We start from the raw sequence: 23,123 nt of genomic DNA, 5'->3' as shown, positions 1-23,123 counted from the left end.
CGGCACCCTTGACTCGATCATGTTGTGTCATGAGCCTGGCATCTGTTCGCTGCTGTGGCGGACCACTTCCAGGGGGGCTCATGAGACACAGAGCGGGATCGATCCTCGCTGTCGGCACGCTCCTGATCGGCGGAGCGGCCTTCGCGCCCATCGCCCAGGCACAACCCGGAAACCCCGCGGCCTCCGACACCGACGAGGTCAAGGTCTTCCGCGCCGACGTCACCAAGGCGCAGGTCTCCCTGCTCCTCGCGGCGGGGCAGGACGGCCACGAACTCGGTGAGCGGGTGCCCGACAAGGGCACGGCCACTGTGGAGGTCTACCTCACCGAGGGACAGGCCGAAAAGCTGGAGGAACAGGGCGTCGACCTCACCGAGCACGCACTCTCCGCCCGGGCGGAGACCCGCGTCGAGGACGCCGCCGAGGGCGTGTTCCGCCCGTACAGCGGAGAGGGCGGTCTGCGGGAGGAGATCCTGCGCACCGCGCGGGAGAACCCCGACCTCACCAAGGTCGTCTCCATCGGCAAGACGATCAAGGGTCAGGACATCCTCGCCCTGAAGCTCACCAAGAAGGCCAGGAAGACGAAGGACGGTTCCAAACCGGCCGTCCTCTACCTGTCCAACCAGCACGCGCGCGAGTGGATCACACCGGAGATGACCCGGCGGCTGATGCACCACTACCTGGACACGTACCGGACGGACAAGCGGATCAAGAAGATCGTCGACACCACCGAACTGTGGTTCGTCCTCTCCGCCAACCCCGACGGCTACGACCACACCTTCGCCGACGACGACAACCGCCTCTGGCGCAAGAACCTGCGGGACGTCAACGGCGACGGCGCCATCGGCACCGGCGACGGCGTCGACCTCAACCGCAACTTCCCCTACAAGTGGGGCTACGACGACGAGGGCTCGTCCCCCCACCCCACCAGCCAGACCTACCGCGGCGCGAGCCCGGGCTCCGAGCCCGAGACCAAGGCCATCGACGCCTTCCAGAAGCGCATCGGTTTCACCTACGGCATCAACTACCACTCCGCGGCCGAACTCCTCCTCTACGGGGTCGGCTGGCAGGTGGCCACGCCGACCCCCGACGACGTCCTCTACGAGGCCCTCGCCGGCACGCCCGACAACTCGGCGATCCCCGGCTACCACCCGCAGCTCTCCTCCGAGCTGTACACCACCAACGGCGAGGCGGACGGCCACGCGGCCAACGTCAACGGCATGGCGATGTTCACCCCCGAGATGTCGACCTGCCAGACCGTCTCCGAGGCCGACCCCGACGACGAGTGGAACGCCGGCGACTGCCGGTCGGGCTTCAACTTCCCCGACGACGAGAGACTGATCCAGCAGGAGTTCGCGAAGAACATCCCCTTCGCGCTCTCCGTCGCCGAGTCCGCCTCCCACCCCGACCGGCCGTCCTCCGCCGTCGGCCTGGAGGCCGCCGACTTCACCCCGGCGGCCTTCGGCACGTCGTACGCGCGCGGAGCCGGCCAGGAGGTCTCCGTCGTCGTCCGCAAGGCCGTGCGCGACAAGGAGCTCAAGTACCGCGTCAACGGCGGCCGTACGCACGACGTGGACCTCAGGCCGTGGAAGGGCGGCGAGCGGTACGGCGGTGAGGACAACCTCCACTTCGACGAGTACCGGGCGAAGGTGAGGCACGGCGAGCCCGGTGACAAGGTCGAGGTGTGGTTCACCGGCGAGACCCGCAGGGGTGAGAACGTCTCCGGCGAGCGCTTCACCTACACCGTCGCCGAACGCCCCCGCGCGGACGTCCTGGTCGTCTCCGAGGAGGGCGCGAAGGCCACGCAGACGCAGAAGTACGTCGACGCGCTGAAGGCCAACGGCCGCCGCGCGGCGGTCTGGGACGTCGCCGAGCAGGGGGCCCCGGACGCGCTCGGCGTGCTGAGCCACTTCGACACGGTCGTCCACCACACCGGCGCCGGCACCCCGGGCATCGCCACCCAGCTGCAGCTGCGGGCCTTCCTCAACGAGGGCGGCCGGCTGATCGAGGCGGGCGAGCAGGCCGGCGGCAGCGTCGACCTCGGCGGCGGCACGCTGTCCGACGACTTCAGCCAGTACTACCTGGGCGCCTACTCCCGCACCTCCACTCCGGGAGCCACGGCGTTCACCGGCTCCGGCGGCCTGGGCGGCTTCACCGGCCCGCTCGGCGACGCGCCCGGCAACCCGCTGGACAGGGCCGGCACCTACGGCGTCACCTCCGACGAGCTGCCCGCCGAGCAGTACCCGCGGTTCGCGAGCGCCGGCGCCGGACAGTTCCCCGGCACGGTCAACCCGTACGGGCCCTACGCCGGCTCGTACATGGCCGCCGCCGTGCACACCGACGACGGCTACAAGCGCCTCACCCGCACCATCGACCTCACCGGCACCACCGCCGCCGACCGGCCCACCCTGCGCACCCAGCTGCTGTGGGACACCGAGCCGGGCTACGACCACGTCGTCGTCGAGGCGCACACCGCCGGCGCCGACGACTGGACGACCCTGCCCGAGGCGGGCGGCGCCACCCGCACCGCCGTGCCGGCCGAGTGCGCGGCCGGGTTCTACATGGACGAGCACCCCTGGCTGGAGCACTACCTGACCCTGGGCGACGACGGCTGCGCCGCGACCGGCACCACCGGCTCCTGGAACAGCCTGACCGGGTCCTCCGGCGGCTGGCAGCAGGTGGAGTTCGACCTGGGCGCGTACGCCGGGAAGACGGTCGAGGTCTCCCTCGCCTACGTCACCGACCCGGGCAGCGGCGGCCACGGCGTCCTCGCCGACGAGGCCTCGCTCGTGACCGGCGGCACCGCGGCCGGCACCGAGGGCTTCGAGAGCTCGCTCGGCGCCTGGACGGCTTCCGGACCGCCCGCGGGCAGTCCGGCCGTCCTGAAGGACTGGACGCGCACCGGAGCGCTGTTCCGGACCTACGGAGCGGTCACCACCGGCGACACCGTGCTGCTGGGCTTCGGCCTGGAGCACCTCACCTCCGCGGCCGACCGGTCCGCACTGCTGAGGAAGGCGCTGGCCGCCCTGGACGGGTGACACCACGCGTCAACGCGCCCTGACGGTCCGTAACGAAATCGGGTGACGGTGGACCGTCGGCCCGGGCGGTCCGCACCCTACTGACGGGTACGGACCGCCCTGCCGGGTACGGGGCAACTCGATGTCACGGCCGGGGCGCCGGAGAGGTAGGGTCGGCAGTGGTCGGGGACATCCCAAATACAGCTCGCCGGCACATCGGGCCGGCGTACCAACGAGGAGATCGGTTCGTGACGATCCGCGTAGGCATCAACGGCTTTGGCCGCATCGGTCGCAACTACTTCCGCGCGCTGCTGGAGCAGGGTGCGGACATCGAGATCGTGGCTGTCAACGACCTGGGTGACACCGCGACCACCGCCCACCTGCTGAAGTACGACACCATCCTCGGGCGCCTCAAGCAGGAGGTCTCGCACACCGAGGACACCATCACCGTCGACGGCAGGACGGTCAAGGTGCTCTCCGAGCGCAACCCCGCCGACATCCCGTGGGGCGAGCTGGGCGTCGACATCGTCATCGAGTCGACCGGCATCTTCACCAAGAAGGAAGACGCCGAGAAGCACATCACCGGCGGCGCCAAGAAGGTCATCATCTCCGCCCCGGCGAAGAACGAGGACATCACCCTCGTCATGGGCGTCAACCACGACCAGTACGACGCGGCCAACCACCACGTCATCTCCAACGCCTCCTGCACCACCAACTGTGTGGCGCCGATGGCGAAGGTGCTCGACGAGAACTTCGGCATCGTCAAGGGCCTGATGACGACGGTGCACGCGTACACGAACGACCAGCGCATCCTTGACTTCCCGCACAAGGACCTGCGCCGCGCGCGTGCCGCCGCCGAGAACATCATCCCGACCACCACCGGTGCCGCCAAGGCCACCGCCCTGGTCCTCCCGCAGCTCAAGGGCAAGCTGGACGGCATGGCCATGCGCGTCCCGGTCCCGACCGGCTCGGTCACCGACCTGGTCGTCGAGCTCTCCCGCGAGGTCACCAAGGAAGAGGTCAACGCCGCCTTCCAGAAGGCCGCCGAGGGTGAGCTGAAGGGCTACCTCGAGTACACCGAGGACGAGATCGTCTCCTCCGACATCGTCAACGCCCCGGCGTCCTGCACCTTCGACTCGTCCCTGACCATGGTCCAGGACGGCAAGAGCGTGAAGGTCATCGGCTGGTACGACAACGAGTGGGGCTACAGCAACCGCCTCGTCGACCTGACGGTCTTCGTGGGCAACCAGCTCTGATCGCGGAGCGGGCAGCCTGATATGAGTGCAGGGCTCGGCCGGTGCGGCAACGCGCTGTCCGAGCCCTGACGCACGTATCGGAACAGCCACCCTCTTTCGATCACGAGCGATCACGAGCGAACACGAGCTCTAGCCAGGGAGCCCCTATGAAGACGATCGACGAACTCCTCTCCGAAGGCGTCGCGGGCAAGCGGGTCTTCGTCCGCGCCGACCTCAACGTGCCGCTGAACGGCACCACCATCACCGACGACGGCCGTATCCGTGCCGTGTTGCCCACCGTCGAGGCCCTCGCCGAGGCGGGCGCCCGCGTGGTCGTCGCCTCCCACCTGGGCCGCCCCAAGGGCGCCCCGGACCCCGCCTTCTCGCTCGCCCCGGCCGCCGCGCGCCTCGGGGAACTCCTCGGCGCCGACGTCGCTTTCGCGACCGACACCGTCGGCGAGTCCGCCGCCGCCACCGTCTCCGGCCTGGCCGACGGGCAGGTCGCGGTCATCGAGAACCTGCGCTTCAACGCCGGTGAGACGTCCAAGGACGACGCCGAGCGCGGCGCCTTCGCCGACCGGCTCGCCGCCCTCGCCGACGTGTACGTGGGCGACGGCTTCGGCGCGGTGCACCGTAAGCACGCCTCGGTCTTCGACCTCCCGGCGCGGCTGCCGCACTACGCCGGCCACCTCATCGCCACCGAGGTCGGCGTCCTGAGGAAGCTCACCGACGACGTCAAGCGCCCCTACGTCGTCGCCCTCGGCGGCGCCAAGGTCTCCGACAAGCTCGCCGTCATCGACCAGTTGCTCGGCAAGGCCGACCGCATCCTCATCGGCGGCGGCATGGCGTACACCTTCCTCAAGGCCCAGGGCCACGAGGTCGGCACGTCCCTCCTGCAGGAGGACCAGATCCCGGCCGTCCGGGAGTACCTGGAGCGCGCCGAGAAGAACGGCGTGGAACTGGTGGTGCCCGTCGACACGCTGGTCGCGGCGGAGTTCCCCGACATGAAGGCCAAGGCGCCGTCCCACCCCACCACCGTCGCCGCGGACGCCGTCCCGGCCGACCAGATGGGCCTGGACATCGGTCCTCGGACCCGCAAGCTGTACGCCTCGAAGCTCGCCGACGCCGCCACCGTCTTCTGGAACGGCCCCATGGGCGTCTTCGAGCACCCCGATTACGCCGAGGGCACCAAGGCGGTCGCCCAGGCCCTCCTCGACTCCCCGGGCTTCACCGTGGTCGGCGGCGGCGACTCCGCCGCGGCCGTCCGTACCCTGGGCTTCGACGAGCAGGCATTCGGCCACATCTCGACCGGCGGCGGCGCCTCCCTCGAATACCTCGAGGGCAAGACGCTCCCCGGCCTCGCCGCACTGGAGGACTGACCTCAATGACCACCCGCACGCCGCTGATGGCGGGCAACTGGAAGATGAACCTCAACCACCTCGAGGCCATCGCCCACGTCCAGAAGCTCGCCTTCGCCCTCGCCGACAAGGACTACGAGGCCGTCGACGTCGCCGTCCTGCCGCCCTTCACCGACCTGCGCTCCGTGCAGACCCTGGTCGACGGCGACAAGCTGAAGATCACGTACGGCGCCCAGGACATCTCGGCGCACGACGGCGGCGCCTACACCGGCGAGATCTCCGGCCCGATGCTGGCCAAGCTGAAGTGCGCCTACGTCGCCGTCGGGCACTCGGAGCGGCGCCAGTACCACGCCGAGACCGACGAGATCGTCAACGCCAAGGTGAAGGCCGCCTACAAGCACGGCATCACTCCCATCCTCTGCGTCGGCGAGGAACTGGAGGTCCGCGAGGCGGGCAACCACGTCGCCCACACCCTCGCCCAGGTCGAGGGCGGTCTGAAGGACCTCCCGGCCGAGCAGGCCGAGACGGTCGTGATCGCCTACGAGCCGGTGTGGGCCATCGGCACCGGCAAGGTCTGCGGCGCCGAGGACGCCCAGGAGGTCTGCGCCGCCATCCGCGGCAAGCTCGCCGAGCTGTACAGCCAGGAACTGGCCGACAAGGTCCGCATCCAGTACGGCGGCTCGGTCAAGTCCGGCAACGTCGCCGAGATCATGGCACAGGCCGACATCGACGGCGCCCTGGTCGGCGGTGCCTCGCTGGACGCCGACGAGTTCGTCAAGATCGTTCGTTTCCGCGACCAGTGAGTATGCGGTAACGGCGATTCGTCGTACCCTTGCGGGGTCCGGTCCTGTACCGGGCCCCGCGTCGTCCATCCGAATCCGAGGAAGTTGGTCCAGCCGTGGTTATGGGGTTCTCCATCGCCCTGATCGTCTTCAGCCTGCTGCTGATGCTGCTGGTGCTGATGCACAAGGGGAAGGGCGGCGGCCTCTCCGACATGTTCGGTGGTGGCATGCAGTCCTCCGTCGGCGGCTCCTCGGTCGCCGAGCGCAACCTCGACCGGATCACCCTCGTGGTCGGTCTGCTCTGGTTCGCGTGCATTGTCGTGCTCGGCATCACCATGAAGATGAACAACTGATCCGAGAGCGCGTCGCGCACCCATTTCCCAAGCATTCCGCACGTAAGGCCCCATGTTCGGTACGCGCAGCTGAGCGCGGCCTATCATGGGGCCTGCGTCTGGATACGGGGGCGGTAACTCCCCACACTGGACGTGCGTTGGGCCTTACGTAGACTGAGGCGCTCGCAGCGAAGCGGAACGCCGACTCGCTTTGCGGCACCATCACGCAGGGAGTTACGACCGTGGCAAGTGGCAACGCGATCCGGGGAAGCCGGGTCGGGGCGGGCCCGATGGGCGAGGCCGAGCGCGGCGAGTCCGCGCCCCGGCTGCGCATCTCCTTCTGGTGCTCCAACGGGCACGAGACACAGCCGAGCTTCGCGAGCGACGCGCAGGTGCCCGATACCTGGGACTGCCCCCGTTGCGGATTCCCGGCCGGGCAGGACCGCGACAACCCGCCGGACCCGCCGCGCACCGAGCCCTACAAGACGCACCTCGCCTATGTGCGGGAGCGGCGCAGCGACGCGGACGGCGAGGCGATCCTCGCCGAGGCGCTCGCCAAACTGCGGGGCGAGATCTAGACCGGTCCGCTTCGGATTCCCTCAGTCTTCTTCTCCCGTCCTGTTCACCGCTGATCAATTAGGTTGGGCACAGCGGGGACCCCCAAGGAAGAAGGCTGAAGTCCGAGATGAACGCAGACGGTCGTACCAGGCTCAACCAGACGCCCGAGTGGACCGCACTGGCCAAGCACCGTGAGGAGCTCGGCGAGGTGCGGCTGCGCGAGCTGTTCGCCGCCGACCCCGGCCGCGGCACCGGGTACACCCTCCGGGTCGGTGACCTGTACGTCGACTACTCCAAGCACCTGGTCACCGACGACACCCTGCGGCTGCTGAGGGAACTGGCCGTCGCCACCGACGTGTTCGGGCTGCGCGACGCCATGTTCCGCGGCGAGAAGATCAACACCACCGAGGACCGGGCCGTCCTGCACACCGCGCTCCGGGCCGCCCCGGACGCGGCGGTCGAGGTCGACGGGGAGAACGTCGTCCCGGCCGTGCACGCCGTCCTCGACAAGATGGCCGACTTCGCCGGACGCATCCGCTCCGGAGAGTGGACCGGTCACACCGGCAAGCGCATCCGCACCGTCGTCAACGTCGGCATCGGCGGCTCCGACCTGGGCCCCGCCATGGCGTACGAGGTGCTGCGCGCCTTCACCGACCGCGACCTCACCGTCCGCTTCGTGTCCAACGTGGACGGCGCCGACCTGCACGAGGCCATCCGGGACCTGGACCCGGCCGAGACGCTGTTCATCATCGCGTCCAAGACCTTCACCACCATCGAGACGGTCACCAACGCCACCTCCGCGCGCACCTGGCTGCTCAAGGCCCTCGGTGCCGAAGAGGCGGTCGCCAAACACTTCGTCGCCCTGTCGACGAACGCAGAGAAGGTCGCCGACTTCGGCATCGACACGGCGAACATGTTCGAGTTCTGGGACTGGGTCGGCGGCCGCTACTCGTTCGACTCGGCGATCGGCCTGTCGCTGATGATCGCCATCGGCCCGGACCGCTTCCGGGAGATGCTCGACGGCTTCCGCCTCGTCGACGAGCACTTCCGCACCGCCCCCGCCGAGTCCAATGTCCCTTTGCTGCTGGGCCTGTTGGGCGTCTGGTACGGCAACTTCCACGACGCGCAGTCGCACGCGGTCCTGCCCTACTCGCACTACCTGTCGAAGTTCACCGCCTACCTCCAGCAGCTCGACATGGAGTCCAACGGCAAGTACGTCGGCCGGGACGGCCGTGAGGTCGAGTGGCAGACGGGACCGGTGGTGTGGGGCACGCCGGGGACCAACGGTCAGCACGCCTACTACCAGTTGATCCACCAGGGGACGAAGCTGATCCCGGCCGACTTCATCGGCTTCGCCGAGCCCGTCGCCGAGCTGAGCGACGAACTCAAGGCTCAGCACGACCTGTTGATGGCCAACTTCTTCGCCCAGACCCAGGCGCTCGCCTTCGGCAAGACCCCGGACGAGGTGCGCGCCGAAGGGGTTCCGGAGGACCTGGTCCCGCACAAGACGTTCAAGGGTGACCACCCCACGACCACGATCCTCGCGCGCGAGCTCACGCCGTCCGTGCTCGGCCAGCTCGTCGCGCTCTACGAGCACAAGGTGTTCGTGCAGGGTGCCGTCTGGAACATCGACTCCTTCGACCAGTGGGGCGTCGAACTCGGCAAGGTCCTCGCCAAGCGCGTCGAGCCCGCCCTCACCGAAGGCGCCGACGTACCCGGCCTGGACGCCTCCACCAAGGCCCTGGTCGCCACCTACCGGGAGCTGCGCGGACGGCGGTGAGCACGGCGCGGGAAGCGGGCGGCGGGATGCCGCCCGCTTTCCGTGAGATTCCCGGAGATCACCACGGCGAGCGCTCGGGGAGCCCGAGGTGACACGTACGCACGGAACGTGGCCCGGCGGCCACCCGTGCGCGCCGGGCCCGCAGCCGCCGTATCACCCGCACGGCGGCTGAGGACCCGGCGCGGAGCGCTCAGGCCACCGCGCTCAGCGTGTCCGCGAGGCGGCGGCGGGCCGCTCGCGCCGCCGGGAGGGCGGCGAGGGCCGCGGCTCCCAGCACCGCCGCCGCGCCGAGCAGCACGAGCAGCGCGGGGGAGGGCACCTGGGCGATCCCGGCGCCGATGCCGCTCGATCTCCCCTGGGCGTCGATCAGCCAGTGCGCCAGCGGCAGCCCCAGGGCCGTGGCGAGGAGCACGGCCGCCAGGGCCGTACCGGCCGTGGCGGTGACCGTGACGGCGGTGATCTGCCGGGGGGTCAGGCCGATGGCCTTGAGCGCCAGCAGATCGCGTTCGCCCTCGCGGACCGTGCCGCCGATCGCCGTCAGCAGCTCGATCAGTCCGATCAGCGCGAGGACCACGATCAGCCCGAGGACGACCGCGCGCAGCGGGGACAGCCCGTCGGCCGGGTTGGTCACGGGGTGCACGTCCAGGTGGCCGCGGCCCGCCGCGGTCAGCCGCTCGGCGACCGCGCTCGGGTCGGCGCCGGGGTCCAGACGGAGCTGGTACAGGGCCGGCCGCAGGTCCGGGTCGTTGGCGCGGAGGGTGTCCAGCGAGGTGGAGATGGTCCGGCCGGCGTTCTCCGGTTCGATGCTGCGGCCGACGATGTGCAGGATCTGCGGCCGGTCGCCGACGGTCATCCGCACCCAGTCGCCGACCCGCACGTGCAGCAGGTCGAGCAGCCCCTGCCCGGCCACCGCCTCGTCAGGACCGCGCGCGGCACGGCCCTCGGCCAGCGTGAACGGGTACGGCTCCGCACGGGTGCCGAGGCCGCGCAGGGCGATGGTGGCGGTCTGGCCGGGGACCAGCGCGGCCACCTCCACACCCGGGTAGGCGGCGGCGACCCGGGGATCGCGCTCCAGCAGCGCGCGGGTCTCCCGGTCGCCGAGCGAGGCGTCCGCGCGGACACTGAGCGCCGTGGGCAGCCCCATCCGCTCCGGACTGCTGTGGAAGCGGTCGATGGTGGTCCAGGCGCTCAGCGCCACGACGATCAGCAGCAGCGGCAGCGCCAGCCTGCCCACCGCGCCCAGCGAACGCGGCCGGCGGGTGAACGCCTTGTGCCAGCCCAGGACCAGCGCCGGCGGCACCCGCGCGCCCAGCGCCCGCCGCGCCACGCCGGTCAGCCGTCCGGCCGGGGGTGCCACCGGGCGCGGCACCGGCACCGGCGGCACCCGTCCCGCCCGCCAGGCGGCCAGCCCGGTGGTCGCGCCGATGAACAGCACCGCCCCGACCGGTACGGCGAACAGCGCCGCGGTGTGTCCGGGCAGCCCCTGCCACACGTCGACCGCGTCCCCGAGCCGCCCCGGCACCGCGCTGCCCAGCGCCTCGGTGAGCACGGCGGCGGCCACGGCACCGAGCAGGGCGTAGAGGAGGTGCTGGATCAGGAAGACGCGGACGACCTGGCCGGGTGTGAAGCCGATCGCCTTGAGGATCGAGATGTCCCGCAGGTGCCCCCGGATCCGGGTGGTGATCGCCCCGTGCACGGCGAGCCCGGCGGCGGCCAGCGCGCCCAGACCGAACAGGCCGAGCACCTGCCCGAGCAGCCGGTTGTCGCCCTGCGCCTCGGCGCGCGCCTGCTGCCAGGTGGCCACCTCGCCGATCGCCCCGGCGCCCAGCTCGGTCACCGCCCGCTGCACGGTGTACCCGGTGTCGCCCGGGTCGGTCAGCCGCAGTCCGACCACCTGGCCGTCCGGGTCCGTGACCGCCGACGGCAGGGCCCACACCAGGCCGGAGCGCTCACCCGGCCGGTAGCGCGGCTCGGCGCTGTCGGCGACGCCCACCACGGTCAGCCGCCGCGCGGTACCGGGCACGGTGAGCGTGTCGCCGGGGGCCGTCAGCAGCGCCCGCGCGAGCCGGCTCTCCAGGACCACGCCGTCGGGGGTCGCCGGGTCCAGCCAGTGCCCCGAGGTGAGCAGCGGGCGGCCCACCTCGGGCTCGGCGGAGGTGCCGCGCAGTTCCACGGAGGCCCGGCCGCCCCGCGAGGCGAGGGTGACCGAGGCGGTGGGGTGGGGGCCGGTGACGGACTCCACGCCGTCCAGGCCGGACAGTCTCCCGGCGTCGGCGGAGGCGGTGGTGTGCAGCGTGACGTGCGCGCCGTGCGCCTGGGTGAAGACGCGCTGCCAGGGGTTGGTGGCGTACCCGAACAGGGCCGCGGCCAGCAGCAGGGACGCGACGATGCCCGCGGTGGCGAGCACCAGGAACAGTGCCTCGCCGCGGTGCGTGCGCAGATCGGAGTGCGCCCAACGCAGGGTGGCTCGCACCGGCGGTCAGCCCTTCGCGGGGCGGTCGTAAAAGCGCATGTCGTCAGTCCTTGAGCTCCAGCACACCGGACGTCCCGGTCCGGCGCGGCGGGGTGCCGCCGTCGAGTGCGGCGTCGTCGGCGATCCGGCCGTCGAAGAAGCTGATCACCCGGTCCGCCGCGCTCGCCAGCCGGGCGTCGTGCGTGACCAGCAGGATCGTCTGTCCGCGCGCGTGGAAGCGGGACAGCAGCCGCATCACCTCGCGGGTGCCCTTGCTGTCCAGACTGCCCGCGGGCTCGTCGGCCAGCAGCAGCGGCGGATGGTTGACCAGCGCCCGGGCGAGGGCGACCCGCTGCTGCTCACCGCCGGACAGCTCGCCCGGCATGCTGCGCTCCTTGCCTTCGAGCCCCAGCTCGGCCAGCAGTTCCTCCCGCCCGGCGCGCGCCTTCTTCGCCGGCACCCCGGCGAGCAGGGCGGGCAGCTCCACGTTGTCGGCGACCGACAGATCGGACACCAGGTTGAAGAACTGGAAGACGATCCCGATCCGCTTACGCCGCTCCACCGCCCAGCGGGCCTCGCCGTAGCCGTCCGTGCACGCGCCGTCCAGCCAGATGCTGCCCGCGTCCGGCCGCTGGAGCCCGCCGAGCAGATGCAGCAGCGTCGACTTGCCCGCACCGGACGGGCCGGTGATCGCCACGAACTCGCCGCGCGTCACCCGCAGGTCGACGCCGCGCACGGCATGCGCCGGGGCGCCCTCGCCGTGGTGCGTCTTGACCAGGCCCTCGGCGCGCAGCACTTCAGCGGTGCTCTCGCTCACTGAAGTTCCTCCAGCTCCTCCTGGCACCGCTCCAGCCAGTCGAGGTCGGCCTGCAGATGCAGCATGGCGCCCTCGATCAGCAGGTGGGAGATGCGGTTGTCCCGGTCCTCGGCGGCGGCCAGCTTCGACAACTGCCGCATGGTGTTCAGGTACTGGCGCCGCTGTCGGTTGATCAGCGCGATCCGGTCGGCGAGACCGGTCTGCGGGGCCAGGGCCAGTTTCATGAAGAACTCGTCCCGCACCCGCGGCTCGTCCGCCGTCTCCTCGTACCAGGCGCGCAGCGCCTCCCGCCCGGCGTCGGTGAGGTGGTAGACCTTCTTGTTGGGCCGGCTCGACTGCTCGACGTCCTCGCCCTCGATCAGTCCCGTTTTCTCGAGGCGGCCGAGGGTGACGTAGATCTGGCCGACGTTCGGCTGAGGGTACGCGGAGCCCAGCAGTTGCTCAAGGTCCTGCTTGAGCTCGTAACCGTGGGCCGGGCCACGGGCGAGCAGCGCCAGGAGGGGCAGCCGCACTCGCGCTCTCCTCCTCGCATCCTGGGTAATGTGCCGCAGGCCCTAGTATCGCTCATACCTAACGGGTATACATGGCCTCTGACCCCCGGACGATGATGCCCGGGTGCCGGTGTACAGGGAGGAACCTATGCGGTGGATCCATGCCGCGGGTAGGGGCCTCCTTGTCCTGATCGTCGTCCTGACCGGTTACGTCGCCTCCGGGGCGCAGGCCGGGGAGGCCGGAGGGGACGGGCGCGGACCGCTCACCCTGGCCACCGCCGGCGACCTCACCGGCTATCTCGGCTCCGTGCTCCACGGCTGGAACCGCACCCACCCCGGCGAGGAGGTCACCCTCGTCGAGCTGCCCGACTCCGCCGACGAGACCCGCGCGCAGATGATCACCGATCTGCGCGGCGGCGAGCGCGGCCGGTTCGACGTGCTCAACATCGACGTGAGCTGGACCTCGGAGTTCGCCGCCGCGGGCTGGATCCGTCCGCTGCCCCGCGACCGCTTCCCGCTCGGCACCTTCCTGCCCCGGGTCGTGGACACGGCGACGTACGACGGACGTCTGTACGCCGTCCCGTACGTCACCAACGCCGGACTGCTCCTCTACCGCAAGGACGTCCTCGCCGAAGCGGGCGTCCCGCCGCCGCGCACCTGGGCCGATCTCGAGCGGGCCGCGAGGACCCTCGCCCCGGAGCACGGACTCGACGGCTACGCCGGCCAGTTCCTGCCCTACGAGGGGCTCACCGTCAACGCGGCCGAGGCCGTCTACTCGGCGGGCGGCACCATCCTCGGCGACGAGGGCGAACGCGTCACCGTGAACTCGCGGGCGGCCAGGGACGGCATCGGCTTCCTCGCGCGCGGGATCCGCGAGGGCTGGATCCCCCGGGAGGCGCTGGCGTACAAGGAGGAGGAGTCCAAGCAGGCCTTCCAGGACGGCCGGCTGCTCTTCCTGCGCAACTGGCCCTACGCCTACGTCGCCGCCTCCGCCCCGGGCTCGAAGGTCGCCGGCGAGGTCGGCGCCGTACCGCTGCCGGGACCGGACGGTCCGGGCACGAGCGTCCTCGGCGGCTCCAACCTGGCCGTCGGCAGCCATGCCCGGCACCCCGACTCCGCCGCACGCCTGATCGCGTACCTCACCAGCGAGCGCGTGCAGCGCCAGGTCCTCGCCCGCGGCGCGCTGCCGCCCGTACGGGCCGACCTGTACGACGATCCGGAACTGGTCCGGCGGTTCCCGTACCTGCCGACCCTGCGCGAGAGCGTGCTCGCCGCCGCCCCGCGCCCCAAGAGCCCGCACTACGACCAGGTGAGCCTGGTGGTGCAGGCGGTGGTGCACGACGCGATGACCGGGCGGCAGACGCCCGGGGCCGCGGTGCGCCGACTGGCGGCCGAGCTGGCCGCCGTCTCCTCCCGCTAGGACCCTTCCTAGTTACATGTTAGGTAACGCGGACGTCTCAAACGTGTCCGTTGTGCCCACTTAAGTCCCCATTCGAACCGCCCAACTCCACGGCACCTTGTGCACGTTCATTGACACCCTCGCGACCTTGCTACCTAACATGCATGCATAACGAGCACTCCTCACAGACAGGTCAACGGAGTGAACAGGCACCACTGGTGGCGTGACGCGGTGATCTATCAGGTCTACATCCGCAGCTTTCTGGACAGCACCGGCGACGGCATCGGCGATCTCGCCGGGGTCAGGGCGGGACTGCCCTATCTGAAGAAGCTCGGCGTGGACGGGATCTGGCTGAGCCCCTTCTACCCCTCGCCGCAGCACGACCACGGCTACGACGTGGCCGACTACACCGACGTCGACCCGGTCTTCGGCGACCTCGCCGAATTCGACCTGCTGGTCGACGCCGCCCGGCGGCTCGGCGTCAAGGTGCTGCTGGACATCGTCCCCAACCACTGCTCCAGCGAGCACCCCTGGTTCCGCGCCGCCCTCGACGCGGCCCCGGGCAGCCCCGAGCGGGCCCGCTTCCACTTCGCCGACGGCCGCGGACCCGACGGCGCCGAGCCGCCCAACAACTGGCACGCCATGTTCGGCGGCCCCGCCTGGACCCGGATCACCGAGCCCGACGGCCGGCCCGGCCAGTGGTACCTGCACATGTTCACGCCCGAACAGCCCGACTGGAACTGGCGCGAGCCGGAGGTCGCCGCCGAGTTCGACCGGATACTCCGCTTCTGGCTGGACCGGGGCGCCGACGGCTTCCGCATCGACGTCGCCGCCGGCCTCTTCAAGCACCCGGAGCTGCCCGACTCCCCGGACCCGGAGGCCGACGCCCGCACCCGCGACTCGGTCAACCCGCTCGCCTGGAACCAGCCCGAGGTGCACGAGGTGTGGCGGCACTGGCGCGCGGTGTGCGAGGAGTACACCGCCCGCGACGGCCGCGAACGCCTCCTGGTCGGCGAGGTCTCCGTCCCCACCGCCCGCGAACACGCCCGCTACGTCCGCGCGGACGAACTCCACCAGGCCTTCTTCTTCGACCTCCTCGGCGCCCCCTGGGACGCCGACGCCTTCCGCAAGGTCGTCTCCGAGGCCATGCAGGACATCGCAGGCACCGGCTCCACCGTCACCTGGGTCCTCAACAACCACGACCAGGTCCGCACCGTCACCCGCTACGGCGAACCCGCCCCGGAAGGCAGCGGACTCGGCCCGGCCCGTGCCCGCGCCGCCGCGCTGCTGATGCTGGCGCTGCCCGGTGCCGCATACATCTACCAGGGCGAGGAACTGGGCCTGCCCGAGGTCGTGGACCTGCCCGACGACGTGCTCACCGACCCGATCTTCCGCCGCACCGGCAGCCGCGCCCGGATCCGCGACGGCTGCCGGGTGCCGCTGCCCTGGTCCGGACAGGCCTCACCGTTCGGCTTCACCTCCGGCGCCGAGGGCGTACGGCCCTGGCTGCCACAGCCCGAGTGGTTCGCCGAACACGCCACCGACCGGGCGCTGGCCGACACCCGCTCCTCCTGGCACCTCTACCGCGACGGCCTCCAACTGCGCACCACGCTCACCCAGTTGGGCGAGGGCACGCTCCGCTGGCTGGACACCCAGCCCGGCGTCCTCGCCTTCACCCGCGGCGACGACCTCGTCTGCGCCGTCAACTTCACCGCCGCCCCCGTACCCGCCCCGGTCGCCGGGACCCCGCTGCTCGCCAGCGGCCCCTGCCCGCCCGGGGTGCTCCCCGGCTCCACCGCCGCCTGGTGGATCGACGGCTCCCGAAACCCCGTACCCACGAAGGGACATCGACGATGATGCGACGACGTACCACCCTGCTCACCGGATGCACCGCCCTCGTCCTCGCGCTCGGCGCGACCGCCTGCGGCAGCGGCGAACCCGTCGCGGCCGGCGGCGGCGACCAGGCGCTCGGCGGCCAGACCGTCACCGTCGCCGGCGTCTGGTCCGGCAGCGAGCAGGAGAACTTCCAGAAGGTGCTCGACGCCTTCACCGAGAAGACCGGCGCAAAGACCGCCTTCGTCTCCACCGGCGACAACGTCTCCACCGTCGTCGGCAGCAAGATCGAGGGCGGCAACGCCCCCGACGTCGTCATGGTCCCGCAGGTCGGCGTGCTCAAGCAGTTCGCCGAGCAGGGCTGGCTCAAGCCGCTCGACAAGAAGGTGAAGTCCACCGTCGACGGCAACTTCGCCGAGGTGTGGCAGAACTACGGCAGCGTCGACGGCACCCTGTACGGCCTCTACTTCAAGGCCGCCCACAAGTCGACCGTCTGGTACAGCCCCGAGGCCCTCGAACAGGCCGGCGTCACCCCGCCGAAGACGTACGACGCCATGCTGGAGAGCGGGCGGACCGTCTCCGACTCCGGCCTCGCCGCCTTCTCGGTGGCCGGCCAGGACGGCTGGACGCTCACCGACTGGTTCGAGAACGTCTACCTCTCCCAGGCCGGACCCGAGAAGTACGACGCCCTCGCCGCGCACGAGATCGAGTGGACCGACCCGACCGTGGTCGAGGCGCTCACCACCCTCGGCAAGCTCTTCAAGGACGAGCAGCTCGTCGCGGGCGGCCGGAAGCAGGCCCTCAACACCGACTTCCCCGGCTCGGTGGAGAAGGTCTTCGGCCCGAAGGCGGAGGCCGCCATGGTCTACGAGGGCGACTTCGTCGCCGGTGTCGCCAAGGACCAGTTCGGCAGGACCATCGGCACCGACGCGAACTTCTTCCCCTTCCCGCCGGTCGGCGACGGTGAGGCGCCCGTGGTCAGCGGCGGCGACGCGGCCGTCGTCCTGAAGGACGGCAAGAACAGCGAGGCCGGCATGGCACTCCTGGAGTACCTCGCCACCCCGGAGGCCGCCGCCGTGTGGGCCGAGGCGGGCGGCTTCCTCTCCCCGAACAGGAAGCTCGACCTCTCCTCCTACGGCGACGACGTCACCCGCGCCACCGCCGAGTCCCTGATCGGGGCCGGCGACTCGGTCCGCTTCGACATGTCCGACCAGGCCCCGGCCGCCTTCGGCGGCACCAAGGGCGCCGGCGAGTGGAAGATCCTCCAGGACTTCCTGCGCGACCCGGCCGACCCGGAGAAGACCGCCGCCGAACTCGAGAAGGCCGCGGCCAAGGCGTACGGGAACTGACGGCCATGACCGCCACACTGGTGAAAGAGGCGAGCCCTCCGGCGCCCGCGCACCCCGGCGGCGCGCACGGACGGCGCCTGCGCCGACGGGGGCGCGTCGTCGCCCTGTTGTTCGCGTTCCCCGCGCTGCTCCTGCTGGGCGCGCTGGTCGTGTACCCGGTGCTGTTCTCCGTCGGCCGCAGTTTCTTCGACGCCTCCGGCACCGCGTTCGTGGGCGGCGAGAACTACGCCGAGATGTTCCGCGACCCGACCACCCTCAAGGCCGTCCGGAACACCGCGATCTGGGTCGTCGTGGCGCCGACGCTGCTGACCGGGCTCGGACTGGTCCTGGCCGTCCTGGTCGAGAAGGTCCGCTGGGCCACCGCCTTCAAACTGCTGCTGTTCATGCCGATGGCGGTGTCCTTCCTCGCCGCCGGCATCATCTTCCGGCTCGCCTACGACGACGACCCGGACAAGGGCGTGCTCAACGCGGCCGTCGTCTCCGTCCACGATGCCTTCGAAGGGAGCTCCTCCTACCCGACCGCCCGCGCGCGGGACGGTGAGGGTCTGACCGAGGCGGCGGACGGGTCGTACGTCACCGGCGCGGATGCGTCGCCCGGGGGGACGACGACGGTGCTGGGGCTGGTCGGGGTCGCGCCCAAGGACCTGCCGGGGGACGCCGAACCCGCCGCCGCCGCGGCGGCGGGGAAGGCCGGCGCCGACGAGGTGCGCGGTGTGGTGTACCTCGACTTCACGCCCGGTGGGGGAGGGGAGCCGGGGGTGGTCGACCGGGAGGAGAGCGGGCTGCCCGGAGTCACGGTCGAAGCGGTGCGCGGCAGGGAGACGGTCGCCAGTACGACCACTGCCGCCGACGGCTCCTTCCGTTTCGCCGGGCTGGACAGCGGCTCGTACGCCCTGAAACTGCCCTCGTCCAACTTCGCCGCACCCTACGACGGCGTCTCCTGGCTCGGTCCGGCGCTCGTCACCCCGGCGATCATCGGGGCGTACCTGTGGATCTGGACCGGGTTCGCGATGGTGCTGATCGGGGCGGGGCTGTCCACCCTGCCGCGGGACGCGCTGGAGGCGGCGCGGATGGACGGCGCGAACGAGTGGCAGATCTTCCGGCGGATCACGGTGCCGTTGCTCGCGCCCGTGCTCACCGTCGTCTTCGTGACGCTGGTGATCAACGTGATGAAGGTCTTCGACCTCGTCTACATCATCGCGCCCGGGCCCGTGCAGGAGGACGCGACCGTGCTCGCGACGCAGATGTGGCTGGTGTCGTTCGGCGGCGGCAACAACCAGGGGCTGGGCAGTGCGCTGGGTGTGCTGCTGCTGCTCCTGGTCATTCCGGCCATGGTGTTCAACGTCCGTCGTTTTCGGAGGGGTCAGCGGTGAGCGCGGTGCGGCGTGTCCTGGGTAACGCGGTGGTGCAGGCGTTTCTGGTGGTGATCGGGCTGGTGTGGATGACTCCGCTGGCCGGGCTGTTCCTGTCCTCGCTGCGGTCGGCCGAGGAGACGGCGGAGGGGGGCTGGTGGACCGTGTTCACCGGTCCGGGGCAGCTGTCCTTCGACAACTACTCCGCGCTGCTGGGCAATTCGGGGATCACCCAGGCGTTCTGGAACACCGTGCTGATCTCGGTGCCGACCACTGTGCTGGTGGTGGTCCTGGCCGCGCTGGCCGGATACGCCTTCGCGTGGCTGGACTTTCCGGGGCGGGAGCCGGTGTTCCTCGTCGTGGTCGCGCTGTTGGTCGTGCCCGTGCAGATCGGGTTGCTGCCGGTCGCCAAACTCTTCGGGCAGCTGGGGCTGTTCGGGACGATTCCCGGCGTCGTGCTGTTCCACGTGGCGTACGGGCTGCCGTTCGCGGTGTTCCTGTTGCGGAACTACTTCGCCGAGATGCCGAAGGAGATGCTGGAGGCCGCGCGGATGGACGGGGGGAGCGAGTGGCGGATCTTCACGCGGCTGGTGCTGCCGGTGGGGCGGCCGGCGATCGCCAGTCTCGCGATCTTCCAGTTCCTGTGGGTGTGGAACGACATGCTGGTCGCCCTGCTCTTCGCCGACAGCTCCTCCCAGCCGCTGACGGTGCAGCTGCAGTCGCAGATCCGGCAGTTCGGGAGCAACATCGACGTGCTGGCGCCGGGGGCGTTCCTGTCGCTGGTGGTGCCGGTCGTCGTGTTCTTCGCGTTCCAGCGGCACTTCGTGCAGGGGGTCATGGCGGGGTCGGTGAAGTAGGAGGTGGGGCGGTCGAGGGTTTTCGCCCCCGCCGCCCCTTCCCGTTCCCGACCCTGGGGGCTGTGCCCCCAGGCCCCCCTTTCGGCCCTGGACGGGCCTTGTCCTCGAGCTCCCCCGAAGGGGGCACCCCCGGACGGGCTGACTCAGGCCGACGCCTGCGGATACAGCGACCGCGGCAGCCGTGAGGCCGCCGCCGCGTCCAGGAGCCACAGCGTGCGGGCGCGGCCGTACGCGCCCGCTGCCGGGGCCTGGATCTCGCCCGCGCCCGCCAGGGCGATCTCCGCCGCCTCCGCCTTGTCCTCGCCGGCCGCCAGGAGCCAGACCTCGCGGGCCGCGCGGATCGCGGGGAGGGTCAACGTCACCCTCGTCGGTGGGGGTTTGGGGGCGCCGTGGACGCCCACCACCGTGCGTTCCGTCTCCCGGACCGCCGGGAGCTCCGGGAAGAGGGACGCCACGTGCGTGTCCGGGCCGACGCCCAGCATCAGGACGTCGAAGGCGGGGACGGACGCGTGGTTCTCCGGGGCCGCGGCCGCGGAGAGTTCCTCCGCGTAGGCCGCCGCCGCCGCGTCCACGTCCGTGCCGTGCGGGCCGTCCGACGCGGGCATGGCGTGCACGCGCTTCGGGTCCAGTGGCACCGCGTCGAGCAGCGCCTCACGGGCCTGGGTGACATTGCGCTCCGGGTCGCCCTCCGGCAGGAACCGCTCGTCGCCCCACCACAGGTCGAGGCGGGCCCAGTCGATCGCGTCCCGCGCCGGGGCCGCGGCCAGCGCGGCCAGCAGGCCGTTGCCGTTGCGGCCGCCGGTCAGGACCACGGACGCCGAACCCCGCGAGGCCTGCGCGTCCACGATCTTCGTGATCAGCCTGGCCGCCGCGGCCTGCGCCATCAGCTCCTTGTCCCGGTGCACGACCAGCTGCGGTGCCGTACTCACTTCGCCGCCGCCTTCTTCACCGGGGCCTGCGCCGTCGCCTGGGCCGCGGGAGCTTTCGCAGCCGACTCGACGGGAGTGGGGACCGCTTCCCGTTCCCCTTCTCCTTTGGCCGGTGCGTCAGCCCTCTTCGGCTCCGACGACTTCAGGCGCTCCACGCCGAAGCGCAGCGCCGACGCGTACGTGTCGTCCGGGTCCAGGCGGCGCAGCTCCTCCGCGATCAGCTCCGCCGTGTCGCGGCGCTTCAGCGCCACCGCGCGCTTCGGCTGACCCTGGATGGACAGCGTCGCCAGCGAACCGTCGGCACGGTCCAGCACGATCGGCCCGCAGTCGGTGTCCATGCGGACCGCCGTGAGTCCCGGGCCGCTGGAGCGGGAGCGCTTGACGGGGACGTCCAGCCGGTCCGCGAGCCACATCGCCAGCAGCTCGCAGCTCGGGTTGAACTCCTCGCCCTCCACCTCGACGCCCTGCACCTCGCAGGCGATCTGGTCCAGTGCCGCGGCCAGCATCGAACGCCAGGGCGTGATGCGGGTCCACGACAGGTCCGTGTCGCCCGGGGTGTAGGCGTCGGCGCGGGCGGCGAGCTCCTCCACCGGCTTCTCGCAGGCGTAGGTGTCGGTCACCCTGCGCTGGGCCAGCGCGCCCAGCGGGTCCTTCGCCGGGTCCAGCGGGGCGTTGACCGGCCACCAGACCACCACCGGGGCGTCCGGCAGCAGCAGCGGCAGCACCACCGACTGGGCGTGGTCGACGACCTCGCCGTAGAGGCGCAGTACGACGGTTTCCCCGGTGCCGGCGTCCGCGCCCACCCGCACCTCGGCGTCGAGGCGGGACTGGGTGCGGTCCCGGGGCGAGCGGGAGACGCGCTTGACGACGACCAGCGTGCGCGAGGGATGCTCGCGCGAGGCGTCACCGGCCGCCTTCAGCGCGTCGTAGGCGTTCTCCTCGTCCGTGACGATGACCAGCGTGAGCACCATGCCGACGGCCGGAGTACCGATGGCCCGGCGGGCCTTCACCAACGCCTTGTTGATCTTGCTGGCCGTGGTGTCCGTGAGGTCTGTCTTCATGGCCGGCGCCAGCTCCGTCCGTCTCGCTCGAGCATTTCGTCCGCCTCGACGGGTCCCCACGTTCCGGCCGGGTACTGGGCCGGCTTGCCGTTCTCGTCCCAGTACTCCTCGATCGGGTCGAGGATCTTCCAGGACAGCTCGACCTCCTCCGTGCGCGGGAAGAGGTTGGAGTCACCGAGCAGAACGTCGAGGATCAGCCGCTCGTACGCCTCCGGGCTGGACTCGGTGAACGACTCGCCGTAGGCGAAGTCCATCGACACGTCCCGGATCTCCATCGACGTGCCCGGCACCTTCGAGCCGAACCGGACCGTGACGCCCTCGTCGGGCTGGACGCGGATGACGATCGCGTTGGAGCCCAGCTCCTCGGTGGCCGTCGTGTCGAAGGGGGAGTGCGGCGCCCGCTGGAAGACCACCGCGATCTCGGTGACCCGGCGGCCCAGCCGCTTGCCGGTGCGCAGGTAGAAGGGGACGCCCGCCCAGCGGCGGTTGTCGATGCCCAGCTTGATCGCGGCGTAGGTGTCGGTCTTCGAGGAGGCGTCGATGCCGTCCTCCTCCAGATACCCGACCGCCTTCGCGCCGCCCTGCCAGCCGGCCGCGTACTGCCCGCGCACGGTGTCCCGGCCCAGGTCCTTCGGCAGCCGTACGGCACCGAGCACCTTGGTCTTCTCCGCGGCCAGCGCGTCCGCGTCGAAGGAGGCCGGCTCCTCCATGGCGGTCAGCGCGAGCAGCTGCAGGAGGTGGTTCTGGATGACGTCACGGGCGGCGCCGATGCCGTCGTAGTAGCCGGCCCGGCCGCCGATGCCGATGTCCTCGGCCATGGTGATCTGGACGTGGTCGACGAACGACCGGTTCCATATCGGCTCGAACATCGTGTTGGCGAAGCGCAGCGCCAGGATGTTCTGGACCGTCTCCTTGCCCAGGTAGTGGTCGATGCGGAAGACCTGGTCCGGGGCGAAGACCTCGTGGACGATCGCGTTCAGTTCCTCGGCCGACCTCAGGTCGTGCCCGAACGGCTTCTCGATCACCGCGCGACGCCAGGAGCCGCCCGTCTGGTCGGCAAGACCGTGCTTCTTCAGCTGCTGGATGACCACCGGGAAGGAACGCGGCGGCACCGACAGGTAGAAGGCGAAGTTGCCGCCCGTGCCCTGTGCCTTGTCCAGCTCCTCGATCGTGGAGCGCAGCCGCTCGAACGACTCGTCGTCGTCGAAGGTGCCCTGCACGAAGCGCATGCCCTGGATGAGCTGCTGCCAGACCTCCTCGCGGAAGGGAGTGCGGGCGTGCTCCTTGACCGCGTCGTGGACCTCCTGGGCGAAGTCCTCGTTCGCCCACTCCCGGCGGGCGAACCCCACCAGCGAGAAGCCCGGCGGCAGCAGACCCCGGTTGGCGAGGTCGTACACGGCCGGCATCAGCTTCTTGCGGGACAGGTCGCCCGTCACACCGAAGATGACCAGGCCCGACGGCCCCGCGATACGCGGGAGCCGTCGGTCGGCGGGGTCACGCAGCGGGTTGCTGCTCGACAAGGTG

18 protein-coding genes are annotated in these 23,123 nt (G+C 71.0%); 12 read left to right on the top strand and 6 right to left on the bottom strand.

The genetic code is table 11. The annotated features are described in order from the left end of the window. Positions 1-80: 80 nt before the first annotated feature. The 7 genes from ACFXAE_RS28800 (at position 81) to pgi (ending at position 9,059) form a co-directional block, all read left to right on the top strand. Entirely contained in the window at positions 81-3,035 is a 2,955-nt protein-coding gene (locus tag ACFXAE_RS28800) for a M14 family zinc carboxypeptidase (protein ID WP_384720034.1), read from the top strand. A gap of 227 nt (positions 3,036-3,262) precedes the next feature. Beyond that, complete coding sequence (gap, locus tag ACFXAE_RS28795; protein WP_384720032.1) at positions 3,263-4,270, top strand: type I glyceraldehyde-3-phosphate dehydrogenase; 1,008 nt, start codon at positions 3,263-3,265, stop codon at positions 4,268-4,270. Positions 4,271-4,416: 146 nt separating this feature from the next. Beyond that, positions 4,417-5,628 carry a phosphoglycerate kinase gene (locus tag ACFXAE_RS28790; protein WP_384720030.1) on the top strand — a complete coding sequence of 404 codons (1,212 nt, stop codon included), beginning with the start codon at positions 4,417-4,419 and terminating at the stop codon, positions 5,626-5,628. Positions 5,629-5,633: 5 nt separating this feature from the next. Then, positions 5,634-6,410 (top strand): triose-phosphate isomerase, encoded by a 777-nt coding sequence (gene tpiA / locus ACFXAE_RS28785; protein WP_384720028.1) that lies wholly within the window; start codon positions 5,634-5,636, stop codon positions 6,408-6,410. Between the two features lie 101 nt (positions 6,411-6,511). Continuing rightward, complete coding sequence (gene secG, locus ACFXAE_RS28780; RefSeq protein ID WP_030224637.1) at positions 6,512-6,742, top strand: preprotein translocase subunit SecG; 231 nt, start codon at positions 6,512-6,514, stop codon at positions 6,740-6,742. A gap of 221 nt (positions 6,743-6,963) precedes the next feature. After that, positions 6,964-7,299, top strand: a complete 336-nt coding sequence (locus ACFXAE_RS28775) for an RNA polymerase-binding protein RbpA (protein ID WP_003957010.1) — start codon at positions 6,964-6,966, stop codon at positions 7,297-7,299. A gap of 107 nt (positions 7,300-7,406) precedes the next feature. Beyond that, positions 7,407-9,059 (top strand): glucose-6-phosphate isomerase, encoded by a 1,653-nt coding sequence (gene pgi, locus ACFXAE_RS28770; protein ID WP_384720026.1) that lies wholly within the window; start codon positions 7,407-7,409, stop codon positions 9,057-9,059. Positions 9,060-9,249: 190 nt separating this feature from the next. On the opposite strand, the gene ACFXAE_RS28765 is transcribed toward pgi, so the two are convergent. Genes ACFXAE_RS28765 through ACFXAE_RS28755 form a run of 3 tightly spaced genes read right to left on the bottom strand, consistent with a single transcriptional unit; the run spans position 9,250 to position 12,840 of the window. After that, a complete protein-coding gene (locus tag ACFXAE_RS28765) occupies positions 9,250-11,532 on the bottom strand; it encodes an FtsX-like permease family protein (protein WP_384720024.1) in 2,283 nt (760 codons plus the stop codon). A 43-nt stretch (positions 11,533-11,575) separates the two neighbouring features. Continuing rightward, the gene (locus tag ACFXAE_RS28760; RefSeq protein WP_384720022.1) at positions 11,576-12,328 is read right to left on the bottom strand and encodes an ABC transporter ATP-binding protein; all 753 of its coding nucleotides are present in this window, start codon (positions 12,326-12,328) and stop codon (positions 11,576-11,578) included. After that, positions 12,325-12,840: a PadR family transcriptional regulator gene (locus tag ACFXAE_RS28755; RefSeq protein ID WP_384720020.1), complete on the bottom strand. Its 516-nt coding sequence runs from the start codon at positions 12,838-12,840 to the stop codon at positions 12,325-12,327. Before ACFXAE_RS28755 ends, ACFXAE_RS28760 begins: the two co-directional genes overlap by 4 nt. A 127-nt stretch (positions 12,841-12,967) precedes the next feature. Between ACFXAE_RS28755 and ACFXAE_RS28750 the strand changes: the two genes are divergently transcribed. The 5 genes from ACFXAE_RS28750 to ACFXAE_RS28730 all read left to right on the top strand — a co-directional run bounded on the left by ACFXAE_RS28750 (position 12,968) and on the right by ACFXAE_RS28730 (position 19,609). Further along, complete coding sequence (locus ACFXAE_RS28750) at positions 12,968-14,239, top strand: ABC transporter substrate-binding protein (RefSeq protein ID WP_384720018.1); 1,272 nt, start codon at positions 12,968-12,970, stop codon at positions 14,237-14,239. A 180-nt stretch (positions 14,240-14,419) separates the two neighbouring features. Further along, a complete protein-coding gene (locus ACFXAE_RS28745) occupies positions 14,420-16,075 on the top strand; it encodes a glycoside hydrolase family 13 protein (protein WP_384720016.1) in 1,656 nt (551 codons plus the stop codon). Next, positions 16,072-17,400: an ABC transporter substrate-binding protein gene (locus tag ACFXAE_RS28740; RefSeq protein ID WP_384720014.1), complete on the top strand. Its 1,329-nt coding sequence runs from the start codon at positions 16,072-16,074 to the stop codon at positions 17,398-17,400. The genes ACFXAE_RS28745 and ACFXAE_RS28740 overlap by 4 nt, the downstream gene beginning before the upstream one ends. 5 nt (positions 17,401-17,405) lie before the next feature. Beyond that, the gene (locus ACFXAE_RS28735; RefSeq protein ID WP_384720012.1) at positions 17,406-18,773 is read left to right on the top strand and encodes an ABC transporter permease subunit; all 1,368 of its coding nucleotides are present in this window, start codon (positions 17,406-17,408) and stop codon (positions 18,771-18,773) included. Then, positions 18,770-19,609: a carbohydrate ABC transporter permease gene (locus ACFXAE_RS28730; RefSeq protein ID WP_384720010.1), complete on the top strand. Its 840-nt coding sequence runs from the start codon at positions 18,770-18,772 to the stop codon at positions 19,607-19,609. Before ACFXAE_RS28735 ends, ACFXAE_RS28730 begins: the two co-directional genes overlap by 4 nt. Positions 19,610-19,752: 143 nt before the next feature. On the opposite strand, the gene pgl is transcribed toward ACFXAE_RS28730, so the two are convergent. The 3 genes from pgl to zwf are packed head-to-tail and all read right to left on the bottom strand — an operon-like array spanning position 19,753 to position 23,119. Continuing rightward, positions 19,753-20,538 carry a 6-phosphogluconolactonase gene (gene pgl, locus ACFXAE_RS28725; protein WP_384720008.1) on the bottom strand — a complete coding sequence of 262 codons (786 nt, stop codon included), beginning with the start codon at positions 20,536-20,538 and terminating at the stop codon, positions 19,753-19,755. Continuing rightward, positions 20,535-21,599, bottom strand: a complete 1,065-nt coding sequence (opcA, locus tag ACFXAE_RS28720) for a glucose-6-phosphate dehydrogenase assembly protein OpcA (RefSeq protein WP_384720006.1) — start codon at positions 21,597-21,599, stop codon at positions 20,535-20,537. The genes pgl and opcA overlap by 4 nt, the downstream gene beginning before the upstream one ends. Beyond that, on the bottom strand, positions 21,596-23,119 hold the full coding sequence (gene zwf, locus ACFXAE_RS28715; protein WP_384720004.1) for a glucose-6-phosphate dehydrogenase: 1,524 nt from the start codon (positions 23,117-23,119) through the stop codon (positions 21,596-21,598). Before zwf ends, opcA begins: the two co-directional genes overlap by 4 nt. Between the last annotated feature and the right edge of the window lie 4 nt (positions 23,120-23,123).

Source organism: Streptomyces sp. NPDC059454 (assembly GCF_042749965.1).
Lineage (GTDB): Bacteria > Actinomycetota > Actinomycetes > Streptomycetales > Streptomycetaceae > Streptomyces.
Note: the sequence above shows the minus strand (reverse complement) of the source record. Positions and strands in the feature narration are given on the sequence as shown.

Excerpts from the sequence above, each read along its gene's own strand:
- ACFXAE_RS28800 (WP_384720034.1), top strand. The coding sequence starts at position 81 with ATGAGACACAGAGCGGGATCGATCCTCGCTGTCGGCACGCTCCTGATC.
- ACFXAE_RS28790 (WP_384720030.1), top strand. The coding sequence starts at position 4,417 with ATGAAGACGATCGACGAACTCCTCTCCGAAGGCGTCGCGGGCAAGCGG.
- tpiA (WP_384720028.1), top strand. The coding sequence starts at position 5,634 with ATGACCACCCGCACGCCGCTGATGGCGGGCAACTGGAAGATGAACCTC.
- secG (WP_030224637.1), top strand. The coding sequence starts at position 6,512 with ATGGGGTTCTCCATCGCCCTGATCGTCTTCAGCCTGCTGCTGATGCTG.
- pgi (WP_384720026.1), top strand. The coding sequence starts at position 7,407 with ATGAACGCAGACGGTCGTACCAGGCTCAACCAGACGCCCGAGTGGACC.
- ACFXAE_RS28750 (WP_384720018.1), top strand. The coding sequence starts at position 12,968 with ATGCGGTGGATCCATGCCGCGGGTAGGGGCCTCCTTGTCCTGATCGTC.
- ACFXAE_RS28740 (WP_384720014.1), top strand. The coding sequence starts at position 16,072 with ATGATGCGACGACGTACCACCCTGCTCACCGGATGCACCGCCCTCGTC.
- ACFXAE_RS28735 (WP_384720012.1), top strand. The coding sequence starts at position 17,406 with ATGACCGCCACACTGGTGAAAGAGGCGAGCCCTCCGGCGCCCGCGCAC.
- opcA (WP_384720006.1), bottom strand. The coding sequence starts at position 21,599 with ATGAAGACAGACCTCACGGACACCACGGCCAGCAAGATCAACAAGGCG.